Source organism: Desulfoplanes sp. PS50 (assembly GCF_053851535.1).
Genome location: NZ_JBSPZA010000019.1, coordinates 30,925 through 47,888, shown reverse-complemented (window position 1 = coordinate 47,888; position 16,964 = coordinate 30,925). Strand labels below are relative to the sequence as shown.

The window sequence follows — 16,964 nt, the reverse complement described above, 5'->3', positions numbered from 1 at the left end:
TAACGTCCGATCAAAAAATCCGGGCCGTGATCCAGCTTCCGGCGACAAATGTCCCCAGGGTGCTGCCCAAGTTGGCCAGCACCACAACCAGGAGAATCCGACAAACAGGATTTTTCCAGAACCCCTTGATGGAACCAATGGCCCGAGGGATATCCTCGAGATCTGCAACCGTGGGTTTCTTGACCCACGCCTGAACCAGACCGGCCACCCAGCCGGCAGCGATCATGGGATTCATGCTGGTTAACGGGGCTGCAACAAAGGTGGCCGCAATGGTCAGGGGATTGGCCAGTGCCAGAGCGGTTCCGGCTGCTGAAAAAAAACCATTGACCAGAAACCATATATATACGGACTCCATGGAGTGTTCAGCCCCACCCTTGAAGAACCCCAGAACGAGGATGAGCAGAATGAGAAGGGGAATGACCCACTTGATGATCGTTCCGGTATGTCCCTTGGGAGGAAGCTCCTCAAGGGGAGCAAGATCCTTATCTTCCTGGATGTGTTCGAGGATGCCGGGCACATGGCCGGCACCGACGACACCGACCACGGTATTTCCGGGGGCATTGCGGATTCTCTGGGCCAGATAGATGTCCCGCTCATCGATGAGCCGCTTTTTCACCTGGGGAAAGGACGCCGCCAAAGAAGCCATCATCCCTTCCATCTGATCCTGCTGTTTGATCTCTTCAATGGTCTTTTCATCGATTGCATCACTGACGAAAATACTCCCCACAAGCTGAAAAAGCATCTTCATCTTGCTTATGAAACCGAGATATCCCCAGACCCGCTTCAAGGTGATTTCCACATTGCGATCCGCACACACCAAGCGGGCTCCCAGCAGTTCCGCCTGCTTGATCCCCTCCATCATCTCCGCTCCGGGCTGAACCCCGAGCTTGTCGCCGATCTTCCGGTAAAAGGAGGTGAGCATGAGCTGGGCGAGAACGAACAAGGTCTTTTTCTCTTTGATAACCTTGAAGATATCCATACGCCGCCAGTTATCCTGACTGACCATGGCCTTGTACCGGGGTTCACAGAGCTCGACACAAACGGTGTCCGGTTGGATTGCGCCGATGGTTGTCCTGACGTCTTCCACGCTCTCTTTGGAGACATGGGCGGTGCCGACAAGATAGATATCCTTGCCATTGGCCCGGACATGCGTACATGCATCGGGCAATTTGGGTGATGAAAATTCCATAATGATTGTGGGCTCAAGCCGGGATGTGAAGTGAAGAAAAAACAGGGGAGATGAGTGAAAAACGACCTGTTCGTCGCGTTCGGCCCTGGAAATATGTCCAAAAGGGATTGTAACATCAACCAATGTCGGATAACCAACAAGGCATCCACTCACCCGCACGAGGAAAGGGGTATGCGTATGCAAAGCCTTTCATTCTGTAAAGAGATAAACGATCCCCAGGAAAAAAAACGCCTGGAAATGATTCACGATCGGATCCGGCAAAAAATTGCCGATTACAGACACTACCATTTCACCCGGGAACAGATCCACGCCCTGGCCATTTTTTTCGACCTGGCTCAGGAGTTCAACTCCCTCGAGGATCTCTACTCGTTGGCGGTTTCCACCCCCAAGGAGCTCTTTGGGATCGATGCCTCTTTGTATGTACTCAACGCTGAGGGGGAGTTCCTTGTCAAAAGTTCGACCATTGGCGATCAATGCGTCCCCGAAGTCTGGCAGGAACCCGAGCCCTTCTCCTGGACTCCCTGGCAGCAGGGCAACCGATTCATCCTCCCCATCCGCTGCAAACACATGCTCACGGCCCAGCTTCCCTTTGTCCCCAAAAACAAGGATATCATCGGCATCCTCGAACTGGTCACCCCTCGCCCCCTGACCGACCATGAGCGGTTTTTCTTCGGGAAATACGCCAACCGGGTCGGCTTCCAGACCCACAACAAGATCCTGAGCTCCTCCAACCAGGAACACCTGCGATTCATCAAAAGCCTGGTCCAGGACATTGGACACAATGTCATCGTGCCCAACATGTATTTCAAACTTCTCTTCAACCGGTTCAAGGAGCATTTGGACGAGCTCAAGAAACGGTTACAAAATCTGACCGCGGAACTGGAATCCAGCACCCAGGAAATAGCTCCCCGTCATCTGGATACGGCACTGGGAGGTCTGAAAAAAAGCGCTCAGCTGCTCACGGAGCGTTACAGGGATATGTACAGCCACTACACCAGAACGAGCCTGTTTCTGGAGACGTTGCTCAGACGGAGCCACTTTGAAAAAGGGCGCTATGTTCTGCTCAAGCAGGCCTGCAACTTCAAAAAAAAGATCATCGACCCTCAGCTCGAACATTTCCATCCCCAGTTCGAGGAAAAAGACATTACCGTGGACACCCAACTCGGGGGCGTTCCCGATGAGGACACCACACTCGTGGCCGACATCGGGCTGTTGAGTCAGGTCTTTGCCAATCTTTTCTCCAATGCCGCCAAATATACCCGTGAGGTCATCGGGCCGGATGGCAAATCCCACAAATTCGTCTCCTATGGGTGGGAAAAACTTCCTGACTATTTCGGTCCGGGAAAGGACGCCATCAAACCCAATGTCTTCTCCACGGGTCCACATATTCCCGAGGAAGAACGCAGCTGGCTCTTTGAGTCCAGTTTCCGGTGCAAGGCCACCCGGAATGAACCCGGATCCGGACACGGGCTCTTCTTTGTCAAACAGATCGTCGAATTGCACGGCGGCACAGCGGGATACGAACCCACTGAAATGGGTAACAATTTCTATATCATCCTCCCCTGCGCCGATTGAGGCGATCAGAGGACACGAGACCGGGGAGCAGGATATGAAACATACCGTACTGACCATAGAAGATGACGATATCATCCGGGAAACCATGGCCGAATGGCTCGAGGACAACGGGTTCATCCCCCTGACAGCATCCAACGGCCAAAAGGGTATTGAAACATTCAATCGCAAACACCCCGACATGGTCCTGCTGGATCTGACCATGCCTGGGATGAACGGGCTGGCCGTTCTCAATGCTATCAGACAGCAGGATCCCGACACTCCCGTGATCGTTGTTTCCGGACGAAACGATATCAGAGATGCCATTTCAGCGTTCAAGGCCGGGGCATGGGATTATGTGACCAAACCGATTCTCAGCATGGACATTCTCAAGGCGACCATCCTCAATGCCCTGGAGAAAAAAGATCTCAAGGAACAGGTCGAACAGGCCGAGAAACGTTACAGTCAACTCATCCAGAATCTGCCCATCGTCATCTTTGCCCTGCGCAAGGATTTTTCCATCGATTTCATCAACCAGGCGTCTCAGGTCATTCTCGGCTTCAAAGACAGCGAACTCATGGAAAACCGGGGACTTTTTTTCAAACGCATCCCCAAGGAAGACCGCAAGGAAATCGCCCGGTCCTTTAAAACCTGCTTCAAGGAGTCGAACACCCCCTTTTCCCTGGAGTTCCGGTTCAGGCACAGACAGGGGTATTTCATCCATCTCCAGGCCCGATCCATCGTCCTTTCAAGTTCCGAGGATCCCCAAAAAATCCGTCGCATCGAGGGGGTGCTCATGGATGTCACCGAGCACCATTTTCTCCAAGAGGTTCTGGTACAACGTGAAAAACTCAATCTCCTGGGCGCCATGTCCTCAGAAATCGCCCACCAATTCCGCAATCCCCTCATGTCGCTGGGAGGGTTCGCGCGTATCCTGCACAACAAGCATCCTGACATCCAAGAGGCCGAAATCGTCCTGAGCGAGGCCAAAAAGCTCGAGGAACTCCTGGCCAATGTGGACAGCTACATCCGGCCGGTACCTTTTTCACCCGCCCCCTGTCAGATCAACGACCTGCTCATGTTTTCCATCGGCATGCTCAAGGAACTCTTTGAAAAATACCATGTCGCTCATGCCCTGGATCTTGCCGAATCCATCCCCGCGATCATGTCCGATGAAAACACCATCAGGCAGAGCTTTATCAGTCTGCTCACCCAGCTCGTTCCCCTGGCTCAAGACGGACGGATCCGGTTTGCCTCCTATGCAACCAGTCAGCATGTGTGCATGGAACTGCTCATTACCCCGGTCCTCCAGGAGCTCAAACGTCCGGGGTTGAGCCTGATCCCCTTTGAACAAAAACAGGACAACACCATGGCTGCGACCTACCGGCTGGTCAAGAATATCGGGGGATATCTCTCCATCAAGCAGGAAGTCGATGCCACTTCCGTGACCATTACCCTGCCCAAGATCTTCAAGCATGGCCAGGAAGGGATGCAGGATGGATTCTAATGCGGCCAAGCCGCAGTTTTAAGTTTTAGGTTTTAGGTTCAATCGGTTATAGAATTTTCTTGTTTTTTATAACAGAACTTTTTGAGTAAGGTACTAAGGCTCACAGCCAAAAACGCGGCTGCCTTGAATCTTCAAGACAGCCGCGTTTTTGGCTGTGAAACCATGATGTCCGGGTTCAGCCGACTCAATGCCTCTCCACATGAATCTCTGTCTGGGAAAACTGATTCACCCCGACCTCGACCCGCTTGAGAGAATCCCTGCACAGGGCCACGGCCTCTTTGAGTGGTTCCAGCCCCTCGGGAAGGTCCATGGTACTGCCGGCCGCCTGCAATTCCTGGATTCGCTGCATGACCGTATCAAATTGTTTCCGGACCTTGCCCGCTGATTCAGGACTTTCCCGGCGAACCAATCCTTCATAGATATCCATGGCCCGTCTCATATCAAAAAGATATCCTTCGATCTCGTCATTCATGAACTTGAATTTTCTGGTCTCTTCACTCGTTGCCACGCGTCTCTCCTTACACCTCAATCAGTATTTCCCGAGTCCCTGACGGACTTTCTCCCATCAGATCCAACCGATTTTCTTTTTGCTACCAATTTCCATTTATATTCTTGTACAGGGCAAAGGCAATCAGCCCTCCTACAACAAAGCCGCACAGGGTCAATATCCAAATACTCATTACACCTCCGGCACATCTTGCCGTCAAAGCCGAACACGGTGTCTGAAAAAGACAATCCTTCGCGTATCGGACATGTTTCTAAAAAACAGGATCTACCCGCACCTTCTGATGGCGTCAAATCGTGAAATCCTCTTCACGACAGATTCTTGGCAGACAATCTGCTGCCAGGGCATCGATGGCGGTCTCTCCCGGAAAATGATCGACCCGCAACCAGGAATGCGCCCGCACGGTCCGGAACCTGACACGATTCTTTGGTCGGACCCCGGATCATCCCGCGAGCATCGTCTTTCACAAAGACACCTATCTCGAGGGACCTGGGGCATGGGGGAATTGATCCTGCTTATTGGTTCAGGGACAATTCAACGCGCATGCCGGATTGATCATCAGCCTGCTCAATCAGTTTCGGAGAGGTGACAAAGACACGATTCGCCGCGATTTGACCCGTTTCCAGAAGATATTGCTGAACGCCCCGGGCGCGCTGGTTGGCCAGTTCCAGCAAATCGTCTTCCTGCACGCTCACTTGCTGACGAACCGCCTGTTCCATCTCTTCCAGACTCGGTTTGACAACCATGTTGAATCTGCGCGGCTTATCACCCGGTGTCTCTTTGTAGGCCTCGAACAACCATTCTTCGTACTCTCCTTCCGCAATAGTCACTTCATCCACGTTCTCGAATGCATCCTTGTCATCGTTGTACTTCTGTACCTTGAGCCTGCGCAGGAAGGCCTGATTCTCAAGTGTCGATCTGTCCGCTGCCGGATCAGCCAGACCGGAGACGAACACTCGAAGCTTCGGTCGCTTGGTCAGGGCCGTTACCACGGTGTCCAATTTGTTCTCCCCTGCAGGATCGAGCCGGAAGTGACCAGGCGCAAAATCGAGATGACTCAAGTCCTCTCCGCCTCCGAACATGGATCCGATCAGGGCAAAGGGGGCTGTGGCTATCTTGGAAAAAATTCCGATGATCGCCTTGAAAATCACCCCGCCGAGACGAAACTGGGGATCGTCCAGCCGTCCACGTATCGGTACGTCCAGGGTCAGATCGCCGTTACCGTCCTGCAGCAGGGCCAGACCGAGTTTGATGGGCACGCTCACGGCGTCGGGCGAGTCCACCTTTTCTCCGAGTTGGAATTGCTGGACAAAAAAGGTGTTCGTGGCATCGAGGACATGGTCTTCCGTAATGAATTTTCCGTTCCAGTTCAGCTTGCCCTGCACAACCGGATAGGCCAGCGATTTGATCGTGTAGGGTGTCAGGCCGGTCATATCCATGTGAGCGAGATTGAAGACCAGATTCGACGATACCGGACGACGCAGGGGGCTCACCTTCCCGGCCAGGGAAATGGGTGCATGGTCGTTCAAGGTAGCGTTCAGATCGAGTGCTGCGCTCTTGGAAGGATCCAGAGATACATGGCGCAGGTCGAGGTTTATCTTTGTCAGATCAGCCGTGAAATCCGGGGATAGGGAGTGATCATGGAATCCGATCTTGCCCTGGACGATCCGGACGCCGTCGATAGCAATGTCCTTGAAAAAATACGGATGGGACTGCGTGGTTGCCGGCGAAGCCTCGGCGGACTCGGCCGAAGCGGAAGGCTTTGCTGCCGGAGATCCGGGATCACCCTGCTCGTTGCCGGATTCCGCACTCAGCGCACGGGCCAGATTGAGGACGCCCTGTTCATCCTTGGCCAGGACGAGACGGGGATGGGAGAGGACGATACGGTCCATCTGCAGCATCCGGGATGCAAGGCCCATGTCGATCCCCGTTAGCTCCAGCGAATCGAAATCCGCCAGGGGACGCTGGTTCCCGGACTCCCGGAGCAGGAAATCAACCATGCGCACATCTCCCTGAAAAACACCCCCCACCTCGTTTTTTGTCGTCAATTCCCAGTTCCCGGCAATATTCAATATGCCGCCGGCAACATCGATCTTCACGGCTTCGGGGAGATAGGAAGTGACAGGAGACAGCCCGAGATCGGCGATTTTGAGCTGACCTTTGGCAAGCATTGTTTCAGGGATCACGTTCCCCTGGAGATTCACCTTCCCGCGCCCATTGACCAGCGCACCTAGATTGAAATCAACGGGGCTGCCCAAATCTGTTCCCACATTGGCCAGATCCAGATCCAGATCCGTGATCCTGTTCACGGCAACCGGCATGACCGTGCGATCCGTGAACACAAATTGACCATCGGCACAACGGACATGATCCACCTGGACCATCCAGGGGGAAGAATTTCCCGTACTGTTCGAGCTTGCGGAATCTTTGTTTTGGTTCGTGCTGTCGCCGGCAAACAGGGAAACCAGATCGATGTTCCCCTGCCTGTCACGCTCGAGCGCAACAGCGGGATTCGTCAAGGTGGCGTTGGCAACGGCAATGCGATGGCCGCTCACATCGATGTCGCCACCTGCAAGGGAGAATGTCTCAAATCCCAGGGATGACTCTTGTAATCCGGGTTTGCGTAGTTTGACCCCATCGACTTGAACCTGCAGATCAGTGAAACGCAGATCCGTCGCATTGCCGACTGCAACCTCGAATCCGGAGGCCAGATCGATCATCCCCTGGGTCAGATCAAGAGGAAGAAAGGGGGCATAATACGGGGCGTAGGTTGGGATGGTCGCGTTGGTCAGGGTGCAGGTCCCGTTACAGGAAAACGGAGACAGAACCACATCGGTTTCAAGAGCCAGGGTCTCCCCGTTACTTGTCGTGGTATCTGCCCGAACCCTGGAAACGGCCCCTTCCTGGGTGTCAAAATCCGTGATGGCAACATGCAGGGGGGAGATGGATGTTTCAAATCCCTGCTCCACGACCGTGTCCTCAAACTCGACCCGGCCATTGTCCAGGGTGATCGATGCAGCCGAGATCCGCATGGCCGGTTGGGACGTCGAAGGGGCCGGGGGGGCTTCTGGATTACCGGAATCTTCCGTGCTCTTGCCGGTTATCTCCTGAATATATCGATTCCAATTGATCCCGTTTCCTTCTTCCCGGGTAAGGACAACAAGCGGATCCTGGAGATGGACGCGGGAAAATGCGGTTTCCAGCCCCAGAAGCCTGAACCGTTCCAGCTCGGCAACAAGCTGCTTGCAGGCCAGAATTCGACCGTCCTGACTATGGGTCAGCTCGGCATCATCAAGTGTGAACTTTCCGGCGAGAAACAGACTCAGGGGCAGATCACCCGTATTGGACTCCTCGACCACCAGGGAGGCATTGGTGGTCGCCCGGCCTGAAATCAGGGTAAGATTCGGACCTATGGGCACATAACTCCAGAAATCGGTCAGATCGAGCCCGATTCCATGCAAATCGAATTCCGTACGTCTGGGCGAGGAAAAGGGAACCGAGGACCCTTGAATCTCAAAAGAAGTCCCATTGAGGCGAAAGGCCAGATGGGGGAGGATCTTTGCATCCAGATCCTTTTCATGCGTCGAAAAACGGGGAATAATCAGCTCGATCTTATCGACCACATGACTCACGGACCGAGGGTCATCCTGGACACGCAGACTCCCGTTCACGCAGGCGAAGTCCTCGATGATTACCGGAAAAAGGCCGCTCTCTTCGGCCTCTTCAACGGGTTCAGATTTTTTTTCCCCGCTACGGGCAAACATATCTGTCAGATTTGTCCGGCCGGAGGGGTCCTGAACATGGACGAACACCTCGGGAGCACCAATGAGGATCCGTTTCAGAACAAGAGCACCACGAACCACAGAGGCCGCCTGTACATCGACATCAAGAACTCCCAGAGAGAGATCGACCGTGCTGTTGTCGGTCCCATAAACAGCAACCCCTTGAACCCGGGCCCGCAGGGTCAAAGGGTTGAACGTGACTTCCTCGACAACCACCCGCCGGGACAGGGCCTGGCCCAATGTATTGGACAGAACCGATTCGGCGATGGGCGGTACGGCAAAAAACCCGAAAACGACATATGCCAGAAACAGAATAATCAGGATGGCAAGGGTTTTCATCATCCAATGCAAGCCCTTCCATGTATCGAATATCAGGCCCATGGTCTCCTCCGAAAAAGATTACGGAAAACAGAGGACAGCGAACAGAAACTGCTGCCGAATCCTGAAAAAAACGTGTCACTTCCTTGAGTTTTTCCTGCGCCCTGTGCGCTGCGCACTGCGCACTTACCCCGTCATCTTTGCACAAGATCTGCCACCCTCGCAAGCTAATGTCGAGTCCTGCCTCCCGTCTTCCGCCTCCCTTCTCCCGTCTCCCTTCTCCCGTCTCCCGTCTCCCTTCTCCCGTCTCCCGTCTCCCTTCTCCCGTCTCCCGTCTCCCTTCTCCCGTCTCCCGTCTCCCTTCTCCCGTCTCCCTTCTCCCTTCTCCTGTCTCCCGTCCTGCGTACTGCGCCCTGCGCACTGCGCACTTTTTTCCCGTCTCCCTTTCTCCCGTCTACCCGAACATCTCCAGACAGGCGTTTTTAATGCCCTGCTTGCCGATCCCCACGATCCTTCTCAATTCCTTTTGCGCTCCATGCTCCACAAAGCCATCCGGAATCCCGAGCCGTTTGATCTTCTGTCCGCAGAGGACTCCCTTATCGGTCCAGTATTCAAGCACCGCAGAACTCATCCCTCCGGCAAGAGAGCCTTCCTCCACCAGAACAAAAGAACGAAACCGCGTGGCCAGATCAAGAAGATCCCTTTCAGGCAGGGGTTTGACAAAACGGAGGTTGTACAAAGCCAGGGAACACTCTTTTTCCTGCTCGATTTCCCGGATAGCCTCCAAGGCCGGATGAACCCTGCTGCCCACAGCAATGACACAGCAATCCAAACCGTCCTTGATCAGTTCTCCCCGGCCCAGGGGGATCACGGGGGCATGTTTGTCCGGCTTCGCTCCGACACCTACACCCCGCGGATACCGCAGGGCAACGGGTCCTGGATGGGTAATGGCCGTTTGCATGAGCGTTGCAAGCTCAGCCTCGTCCTTGGGGGCCATGACTGAAATATTGGGAATATGCCGGAGAAAGGCGAAGTCGAAAACCCCGTGATGGGTGGCGCCATCTTCGCCGACCAGGCCGCCCCGGTCCAGGCACAGGGTTACATTCAGATTCTGCAGGCAGACATCGTGTACGACCTGATCGTAGGCCCGCTGCAAAAATGTGGAGTAGATAGCCACAACCGGCTTGAATCCCTGGGCGGCCAGACCGGCGGCAAAGGTGACCGCATGCTGTTCACAGATACCCACATCAAAAAATCTGTCCGGAAACTTCTTGGCGAAACAGGACAACCCGGTTCCCTCGGGCATGGCCGCTGTAATGGCCACGATCTTATCATCCTTTTCGGCCAGATCGCACAAGGTCGCACCAAAAATCTCCGTATACGACGGCAGGGAGCAGGCCGGAAACTTCCTGGCTTCCCCGGTTTCCGGCTCGAAACACCCTACCCCGTGAAAATAGGTGGGGTTTTTTTCCGCCGGTTCATACCCCTTGCCCTTTTTGGTTAACACATGGACCAGAATGGGACCTTCAAGCCGCTTGACCCGTTCAAACACCGAAACCAGTTCACGGATGTCGTGGCCGTCAATGGGGCCCACATAGGTAAAATCAAAGGCCTCGAACAGCATGCCCGGGGTAAAGAATCCCTTGAAAGAATCTTCGCCCCGCTTGAGATACCCCACAAGTTCGGTTCCGATCCTGGGGATCTGGTTGATCCAGGCTTCTGTTTCCTTCTTCAGTCGCATGACCCACCTGGAGGCGAACCGCTTACTCAAGAAGGAGGAAAGCGCTCCCACATTCTTGGAGATGGACATCTCGTTGTCGTTTAAGACAACAATAAAATTTTTCTCCAACCCCCCGGCCTGGTTGAGCCCTTCATAGGCCATCCCTGCTGTCATGGATCCGTCGCCGATGATCGAGACCACATGATGACGCAGTCGTTCCAGATCCCTGGCAACGGCCATGCCCAGCCCGGCGGAGATGGAAGTGGACGAATGACCGACCCCGAAATAATCATACGGACTTTCATCACGTCTGGGGAATCCGCTGATCCCTCCGAGCTGGCGCAGGGTATGGAAACGATCCCGCCGGCCGGTCAACAGCTTGTAGGCATAGGCCTGATGCCCCACGTCCCAGATAAGCCGGTCCCGCCCGGCATTGAAGGATTTGAGCAGTGCCAGGGTGAGTTCGACAACCCCGAGTGACGGTGCGAGGTGACCGCCGGTGACGGAAACTGCCTGAATGATGACCTGACGAAGCTCAGCTGCCAGGAAAGAGAGTTCTTCAAATCCGAGTTCCTGAATGTCCCGGGGAGATTGGAGAGAGGCAAGGCCGTCGGGCAAAAGGTGTGTCGATTCTTTCATGATCTGTATGCCTGTAATCGTTCTCGCTTGATGGTTAACAAAGGTTTCAACATACCCTGGCCACAACGTACTCTGCCAGGCCGACAAGAAAATCCCTGTCCGGACCATGAAACATGTCCAGAGCCTCACAGGCCTGTTCGACCTGGACACGGGCGAGATCCATGCTTGCATCCAGCCCCAGGATGCGGGGATAGGTATTTTTATCCGCATCCTGATCGCTGCCCACGGGTTTTCCCAGGTCATCCTCATTGCCGACCACATCCAGGACATCATCCACAACCTGGAAGGCAAGACCGAGATGCTCGCCAAAACGACGAACCTGTTCCACCTGAAGGGACGATCCTCCGGCAATAATAATCCCGCATTCACAGGACGCCTGGATCAGGGCACCGGTTTTCATGGCGTGCATGGCCTGAAGACTCGTGATATCCAGGTCGGATCGACCCGTATACTCCATGTCCAGAACCTGTCCGCCAACCATGCCCCGGCTTCCGGCCGCATGGGACATGACCTGCATGGCAGCCACCAGTCGATCCGCAGCCACCCGGCTCGTGAGCATCAGGGTAAAGGCCTCGCACTGCAGACCATCTCCGGCAAGAATGGCCAATGCCTCACCAAACTGCTTGTGATTGGAAGGCTTGCCCCTTCGCAGGTCGTCGTCATCCATGGGCGGAAGATCGTCATGAATCAGAGAATAGGTGTGGATGCACTCGATCCCTGCGGCAAAGGGAAGGACGTTGTCCATCGCTTCGCCGGCAAGAGAGGCGCAGGTCAGACAAAGAACCGGCCTGAGCCTTTTACCGCCCGCAAGCAGGCTGTATTTCATGGCCTCGGCAAGATGGGAAGGAACGTTCGGATCGTTCAGACAGGTTGCAAGAAACGACTCCACCTGACCACCACGCCTGGCAAGTTCGTCTTTAATCGCAGGATTCATTTCCATGGCCTTCTTCCTGGTTCTCAAAATCCTTCCACATGCCCTCGGCCAGAACATGGACCTCTTTTTTGGCCTGTTCCAGTTCCCTGCGACACTCCCTGGCCAGGGTGACCCCCTGCTTGAAAAGCTCGACCCCCTTTTCCAAAGCGGGTTCCCCTGTTTCAAGCTGGGCGACGATTTCCTGTAACGTCTTGAGTTTCTTTTCAAACGATAACTGGTCGTTGTCCATTGTTCAATCCTGATTGCGATGGTGTGGCAAGAAAATGATACCTGGTGAACAAAGAGGCGTGGTCCAAGAAACGTCACTCCCCACAAGACTGCCCATGAAAAGTTCGCACATCAAACGCAGCCCTCCTAACACCTAACCACCTAAAACCTCAAACTTAAACCTAAAACCTCAAACCGTCCTCTCACTTTCTTGATCCGAACAAGGGCATGGGGTCCACGGGTTCTTCAAGCAGATAGAGGCCGAAATGGAGATGCGGACCCGTGGCCCGACCGGATTTGCCCATCTTGCCGAGAACATCCCCCTTGCGGACCACCTGGCCTTCGCGCACAGCTATCTCGGAGAGGTGAAAATACATGCTCATGACACCCTGGCCATGATCCACATACACTGAACGGCCGGAAAAATAATGATCACCAACAAGATCCACGATCCCGTCGGCACATACCTTGACAGGCACACCCATGCCGCCGCGAAAATCCACGCCCCTGTGGGGCGCCCGGGGTTGATCGTTGATGACCCGCTGAAGCCCAAAGGCCGAGGAAACCTCTCCCGGCACGGGACGAGCCAGCGGAAGCGACCAGAATCTCCCCTGGCTCCGATGGCTGAGCACCTCGGTAACAACTTCCTTTTCCTTGTAATATCTCGAAAGATTCTGCTCGGAAAGATTGACCATCTGTTTGGGAAGAGTCAGCCTCTGGACGGGATACACCTTGTCTTTCACGTCCACGGCCTGCTGAACGGTTTGCTGTTCACCATTCAGCATATAGGTCAGACGCAGGAGTTGTGATCCGGGTTTGTGATTCAGACCGACACCGAGCAGTATTTCGACCACCTCGTCACCCGTACTCACGGCAATATCCAGGGTCTTGTCCAACCACTCGAGTTGATACGCAGAACCCCCTGCAACCGGATTGAACCGACAGACAAATCCCTCGCCTCTGGACACCGAAGAAGGAGCTGTCAGCCGGACATCCCGGGCCGCATCCGCACAAACAGCTGCAGACGTAGCAACAAACAATACAGCACAAACAACCATCATCCGAAATCCCATGGAACCATCCTCGTGATTTCCTGAAACATACTCATCCCCGGCAGACAATGTGGGCCAATTTTGGCCAAACATCAAGCAAGTGAGCATTGCCGGCAGGGCAAATGTGTTCTCAAGCAAGTACCTGAAATATGATGGCCGGCTTGCCCCGCTTAGGGCGGTTTGACTGTCTGATCGAGCCAGGCATCGTTCATCAAGCCGTTACCTGACATCTTGCCCGTACGGCTTGTTTTTATTGAGCAACGGCTTGATGGTACGAGGCCGGCGAGAGAGTTTCAAACCGTCTTAAGCGGGGCAGGCCGGCCATGAGAACAAATCAGCCCTGGCATTGCCTATGATTCGATAGGCCAGACAGAGCAAGTGCGTTGCTCACTTCTCACCTTCATCTCCCTGGGCGATAACCCGCGCAACAACCCTGCCGCGGGCAGGCAGGATCTCGAGGAGCTCTTCAGGGGATACTTCCCCCCCATCGCGCAAAAAGCTCCCATCGGATTTCCGGACCAGGCTGTACCCCCGCTCGAGCGGGGCATGGGGATCAAGAGCGTCCAACCTGGTCTGCCGGACCTCTGTTTGAGTAATCCTGCGATCCACAAAACCCTGTGCCCGGTCGACGAGTCGTTCCCCCCAGGTCATGATCAGGTTTTCCTGCATCCGCCAGTATCCTGGACCAAGAACAGTCCGCAGGCGCGCACCTTCCCGGTCCAGCAAAGCGCTTTGCCTGTCGACCCATTGGACGCCCGCATGTCCCAGAGAGCGGGTCGCATGGGTCAGCCGTTCCATGAGCCGATCGATCCGCTGCTGGGGGCTGAGCCAGTCAAGACCTTGTTCCAATTGAGCAAGCCGGGACTCGCACTGCGTTTCAAGCGCTTTCACAGCTCTTAAGAGCCGGGATATGCTCTCATCAAGAGTCTGGATCATGGATTCCCGTTCGGGATAGAGCATCTGGGCGGCATGGGTGGGTGTTGCCGCGCGAACATCGGCCACCAGGTCGGCAATGGTCGTGTCCACTTCATGACCGACCCCGCTGAGCACGGGAAGGGGGCAGGTAAAAATAGCCCGGGCCACGGGCTCGGTATTGAAGGCCCAGAGATCTTCAATGGACCCCCCGCCCCGGATGAGGACGAGGATTTCGGCCCAATCGTCAGCTACGGCCTGATCCATGGCCCCAATGATGGATTGCGGGGCCTTGTCGCCCTGGACCAGGGAGGGATAGATGCGGATCTGTCCGCCGAGCCCCCGAAAGTGGGCAATCTTTAAAAAATCCCGGATGGCTGCGCCCTGGGGCGAGGTGACCACGGCGACCCGGCGGGGATGACGAGGAAGCAGACGCTTGCGGCCGGGATCGAAATATCCCTGCCCGGCCAGCTTGTTCTTCATGGCCTCGAAGGCGAGGTAGAGATCGCCAACCCCCTGCTCCTGAACCAATTCAGCTATGAGCTGATAGCTGCCTCTGGGCGCATAGACGTTCATCCGGCCGGCCACCAGAATCTCCATGCCCTCCTCGAGCACAAATCCCCGGCCCGAGGTGACTTCGCCAGTCAGCGGGTCGATCCGGTCGCCCTCTGACGATCCCTGCATGCATTGCTGATTGGATTTGAACCAGACAACCGCCAGGCTGGCGCTGTGGTCCTTGATGGAGAAATAGATATGTCCGGACCTGGGACAGGACATATTGGTCACCTGTCCACGGACCCAGACAAAGGGAAACTCTGCCTGAAGCGTATGGGAAACAGCCTCGGTGATCTCGGAAACAGTAAAAATCCGGGTCATTGATCTTCCTGAAGGCATGAACGGTTTTTATGCCCCAAGTCCCCAGCAGGCATATACGTCCTTGCGCCATGCCGCGAAACCTTCCTGAAAACCCTCCAAAGCGAGTTCGATCTTTTCCCCGGTTTTGCGGTTCTTGGCCTCGATAACCCCGTTTGTAAGGCCCTTCTTGCCCAGGACAAGCTGCATGGGCGCACCCATGAGATCGGCGTCCTTGAACTTGACCCCGGGCCGCTCTTTGCGGTCGTCAAGAAGAACCTCGACGCCCATGGCCTCGAGGGTATCATGCAGCTGGACCGCCTTTTCCCGGAGTTCCTCATCCTTGGCCCCGGTCAGGGCAAGAAGAGAAACCTCAAAGGGAGCAATGGACGGCGGAAACATCATCCCGTTTTCGTCATTGTTCTGCTCGATGGCCGCAGCAACCACCCGGCTGACGCCGATACCATAACAGCCCATGATCATGGGCTTTTCCTTGCCATTTTCATCAAGATAACACGCATCCATGGCCTGACTGTACTTGATCCCCAATTTGAAGACATGGCCGACCTCGATCCCCCTGGGCAGTGAGATGGGCGCTCCGCACCGGGGACAGACATCCGTATCCGTTATCTGTCGAAGATCGGCATATCCGGTCAGCTTGACATCCCGGGTAATGTCCAGATGCATGACATGGGTATCCCCCTTGTTCGCCCCGGCAACCCAATCCGTGGCCGCCTCAACTTCGAAATCCGCATAGATCTTTTTCACCTTCAGATTGACAGGTCCGGCAAACCCGACAGGGGCTCCGGTCCACTGTCTGACCTGCTCGGGGGACGCCAGCTCGCAGACCTCGCCGCCGACCAGGGTCTTGAGTTTGCAGTCATTGACCTCCCGATCCCCGCGCACGAGCACGGCAACGCCTTCCCCGTCGATATCGTAGAGCAGGGTCTTGAGGATAGTTTGAGGCTCGACATCCAGGAAGGCAGCCACTTCATCAACCGTATGCCTGCCCGGGGTGGCCACCTCGACCATCTCTTCCAGGCAGGCCGAACAGGTGCCATCGGCACAGGTGACCTCGGCTTTTTCCAGATTGGCGGCAAAATCACATCCCGTGCACACGGCAATGGTATCTTCCCCGGTCTCGGCCAGGACCATGAATTCATGGGAATAGCTTCCCCCGATGGACCCGGTATCCGCTTCGACCGGGCGGAACTCAAGGCCGATGCGCGAAAAAATCGCCATATAGGCATCATACATCTTCTTGTAACTCTCGTTGGCCCCCTCTTCGTCCACATCAAAGGAGTAGCCGTCCTTCATAATGAACTCCCGGCCCCGCATCAGCCCGAACCGGGGCCGGATCTCGTCCCTGAACTTGGTCTGGACCTGGTAGAGATTCAAAGGCAGCTGTTTGTAGGACCGCACCTCGCCCCGGATCAGATCAGTGACCACCTCTTCATGGGTGGGTCCCAGGCAATAATCCCGGCCGTGACGATCCTTGAAACGCAGAAGCTCCTTGCCGTAAAAATCCCACCGCCCGGTTTCCTGCCAGAGATCAGCGGGCTGAACCATGGGCATGAGGATCTCCAGGGCCCCGGCCCGGTCCATCTCCTCGCGAACGATCGTGGCCACCTTGTTCACGGCCCGCAGTCCCAAAGGCAGATAGGTGTACATCCCCGAGGTCAGTTTGCGGATCATCCCGGCCCGCAAGAGCAGTTTGTGGCTGATGACCTCGGCCTCGGCCGGATCTTCCTTCAGGGTGGGGACATAGTATTGGCTGAAATGCATGATTGAGCTCC

The 16,964-nt window shown here is 55.2% G+C and carries 11 protein-coding genes; 2 read left to right on the top strand and 9 right to left on the bottom strand.

Annotated elements, in window-relative coordinates; translation table 11 throughout:
• Window positions 1-10: 10 nt before the first annotated feature.
• The gene (locus ACTVJH_RS09720) at window positions 11-1,189 is read right to left on the bottom strand and encodes a TraB/GumN family protein (protein WP_455989848.1); all 1,179 of its coding nucleotides are present in this window, start codon (window positions 1,187-1,189) and stop codon (window positions 11-13) included.
• Between the two features lie 171 nt (window positions 1,190-1,360).
• Between ACTVJH_RS09720 and ACTVJH_RS09715 the strand changes: the two genes are divergently transcribed.
• Window positions 1,361-2,764: an ATP-binding protein gene (locus ACTVJH_RS09715; RefSeq protein ID WP_455989846.1), complete on the top strand. Its 1,404-nt coding sequence runs from the start codon at window positions 1,361-1,363 to the stop codon at window positions 2,762-2,764.
• Window positions 2,765-2,798: 34 nt separating this feature from the next.
• A complete protein-coding gene (locus ACTVJH_RS09710; protein WP_455989844.1) occupies window positions 2,799-4,247 on the top strand; it encodes a response regulator in 1,449 nt (482 codons plus the stop codon).
• 184 nt (window positions 4,248-4,431) lie between these two features.
• Here ACTVJH_RS09710 and ACTVJH_RS09705 read toward each other — a convergent pair whose 3' ends face one another.
• From ACTVJH_RS09705 to ACTVJH_RS09670, 8 genes are all read right to left on the bottom strand, one after another.
• The gene (locus ACTVJH_RS09705) at window positions 4,432-4,755 is read right to left on the bottom strand and encodes a hypothetical protein (RefSeq protein WP_455989842.1); all 324 of its coding nucleotides are present in this window, start codon (window positions 4,753-4,755) and stop codon (window positions 4,432-4,434) included.
• Between the two features lie 512 nt (window positions 4,756-5,267).
• Complete coding sequence (locus ACTVJH_RS09700) at window positions 5,268-8,915, bottom strand: DUF748 domain-containing protein (protein WP_455989840.1); 3,648 nt, start codon at window positions 8,913-8,915, stop codon at window positions 5,268-5,270.
• A 391-nt stretch (window positions 8,916-9,306) separates the two neighbouring features.
• On the bottom strand, window positions 9,307-11,211 hold the full coding sequence (gene dxs / locus ACTVJH_RS09695; protein WP_455989838.1) for a 1-deoxy-D-xylulose-5-phosphate synthase: 1,905 nt from the start codon (window positions 11,209-11,211) through the stop codon (window positions 9,307-9,309).
• Window positions 11,212-11,257: 46 nt separating this feature from the next.
• A complete protein-coding gene (locus ACTVJH_RS09690) occupies window positions 11,258-12,151 on the bottom strand; it encodes a polyprenyl synthetase family protein (RefSeq protein ID WP_455989836.1) in 894 nt (297 codons plus the stop codon).
• On the bottom strand, window positions 12,129-12,374 hold the full coding sequence (gene xseB, locus ACTVJH_RS09685; RefSeq protein WP_455989834.1) for an exodeoxyribonuclease VII small subunit: 246 nt from the start codon (window positions 12,372-12,374) through the stop codon (window positions 12,129-12,131). The genes ACTVJH_RS09690 and xseB overlap by 23 nt, the downstream gene beginning before the upstream one ends.
• 181 nt (window positions 12,375-12,555) lie before the next feature.
• On the bottom strand, window positions 12,556-13,425 hold the full coding sequence (locus ACTVJH_RS09680; RefSeq protein WP_455989832.1) for a M23 family metallopeptidase: 870 nt from the start codon (window positions 13,423-13,425) through the stop codon (window positions 12,556-12,558).
• A gap of 366 nt (window positions 13,426-13,791) precedes the next feature.
• Window positions 13,792-15,192 (bottom strand): exodeoxyribonuclease VII large subunit, encoded by a 1,401-nt coding sequence (xseA, locus tag ACTVJH_RS09675; protein ID WP_455989830.1) that lies wholly within the window; start codon window positions 15,190-15,192, stop codon window positions 13,792-13,794.
• A gap of 27 nt (window positions 15,193-15,219) precedes the next feature.
• Entirely contained in the window at window positions 15,220-16,953 is a 1,734-nt protein-coding gene (locus tag ACTVJH_RS09670) for a proline--tRNA ligase (RefSeq protein ID WP_455989828.1), read from the bottom strand.
• Between the last annotated feature and the right edge of the window lie 11 nt (window positions 16,954-16,964).

What these genes read in the sequence shown, in the direction of transcription:
- ACTVJH_RS09720 (WP_455989848.1), bottom strand. Translation starts at nt 1,189, where the DNA reads ATGGAATTTTCATCACCCAAATTGCCCGATGCATGTACGCATGTCCGG.
- ACTVJH_RS09715 (WP_455989846.1), top strand. Translation starts at nt 1,361, where the DNA reads ATGCGTATGCAAAGCCTTTCATTCTGTAAAGAGATAAACGATCCCCAG.
- ACTVJH_RS09710 (WP_455989844.1), top strand. Translation starts at nt 2,799, where the DNA reads ATGAAACATACCGTACTGACCATAGAAGATGACGATATCATCCGGGAA.
- ACTVJH_RS09700 (WP_455989840.1), bottom strand. Translation starts at nt 8,915, where the DNA reads ATGGGCCTGATATTCGATACATGGAAGGGCTTGCATTGGATGATGAAA.
- dxs (WP_455989838.1), bottom strand. Translation starts at nt 11,211, where the DNA reads ATGAAAGAATCGACACACCTTTTGCCCGACGGCCTTGCCTCTCTCCAA.
- ACTVJH_RS09690 (WP_455989836.1), bottom strand. Translation starts at nt 12,151, where the DNA reads ATGGAAATGAATCCTGCGATTAAAGACGAACTTGCCAGGCGTGGTGGT.
- xseB (WP_455989834.1), bottom strand. Translation starts at nt 12,374, where the DNA reads ATGGACAACGACCAGTTATCGTTTGAAAAGAAACTCAAGACGTTACAG.
- ACTVJH_RS09680 (WP_455989832.1), bottom strand. Translation starts at nt 13,425, where the DNA reads ATGGGATTTCGGATGATGGTTGTTTGTGCTGTATTGTTTGTTGCTACG.
- xseA (WP_455989830.1), bottom strand. Translation starts at nt 15,192, where the DNA reads ATGACCCGGATTTTTACTGTTTCCGAGATCACCGAGGCTGTTTCCCAT.
- ACTVJH_RS09670 (WP_455989828.1), bottom strand. Translation starts at nt 16,953, where the DNA reads ATGCATTTCAGCCAATACTATGTCCCCACCCTGAAGGAAGATCCGGCC.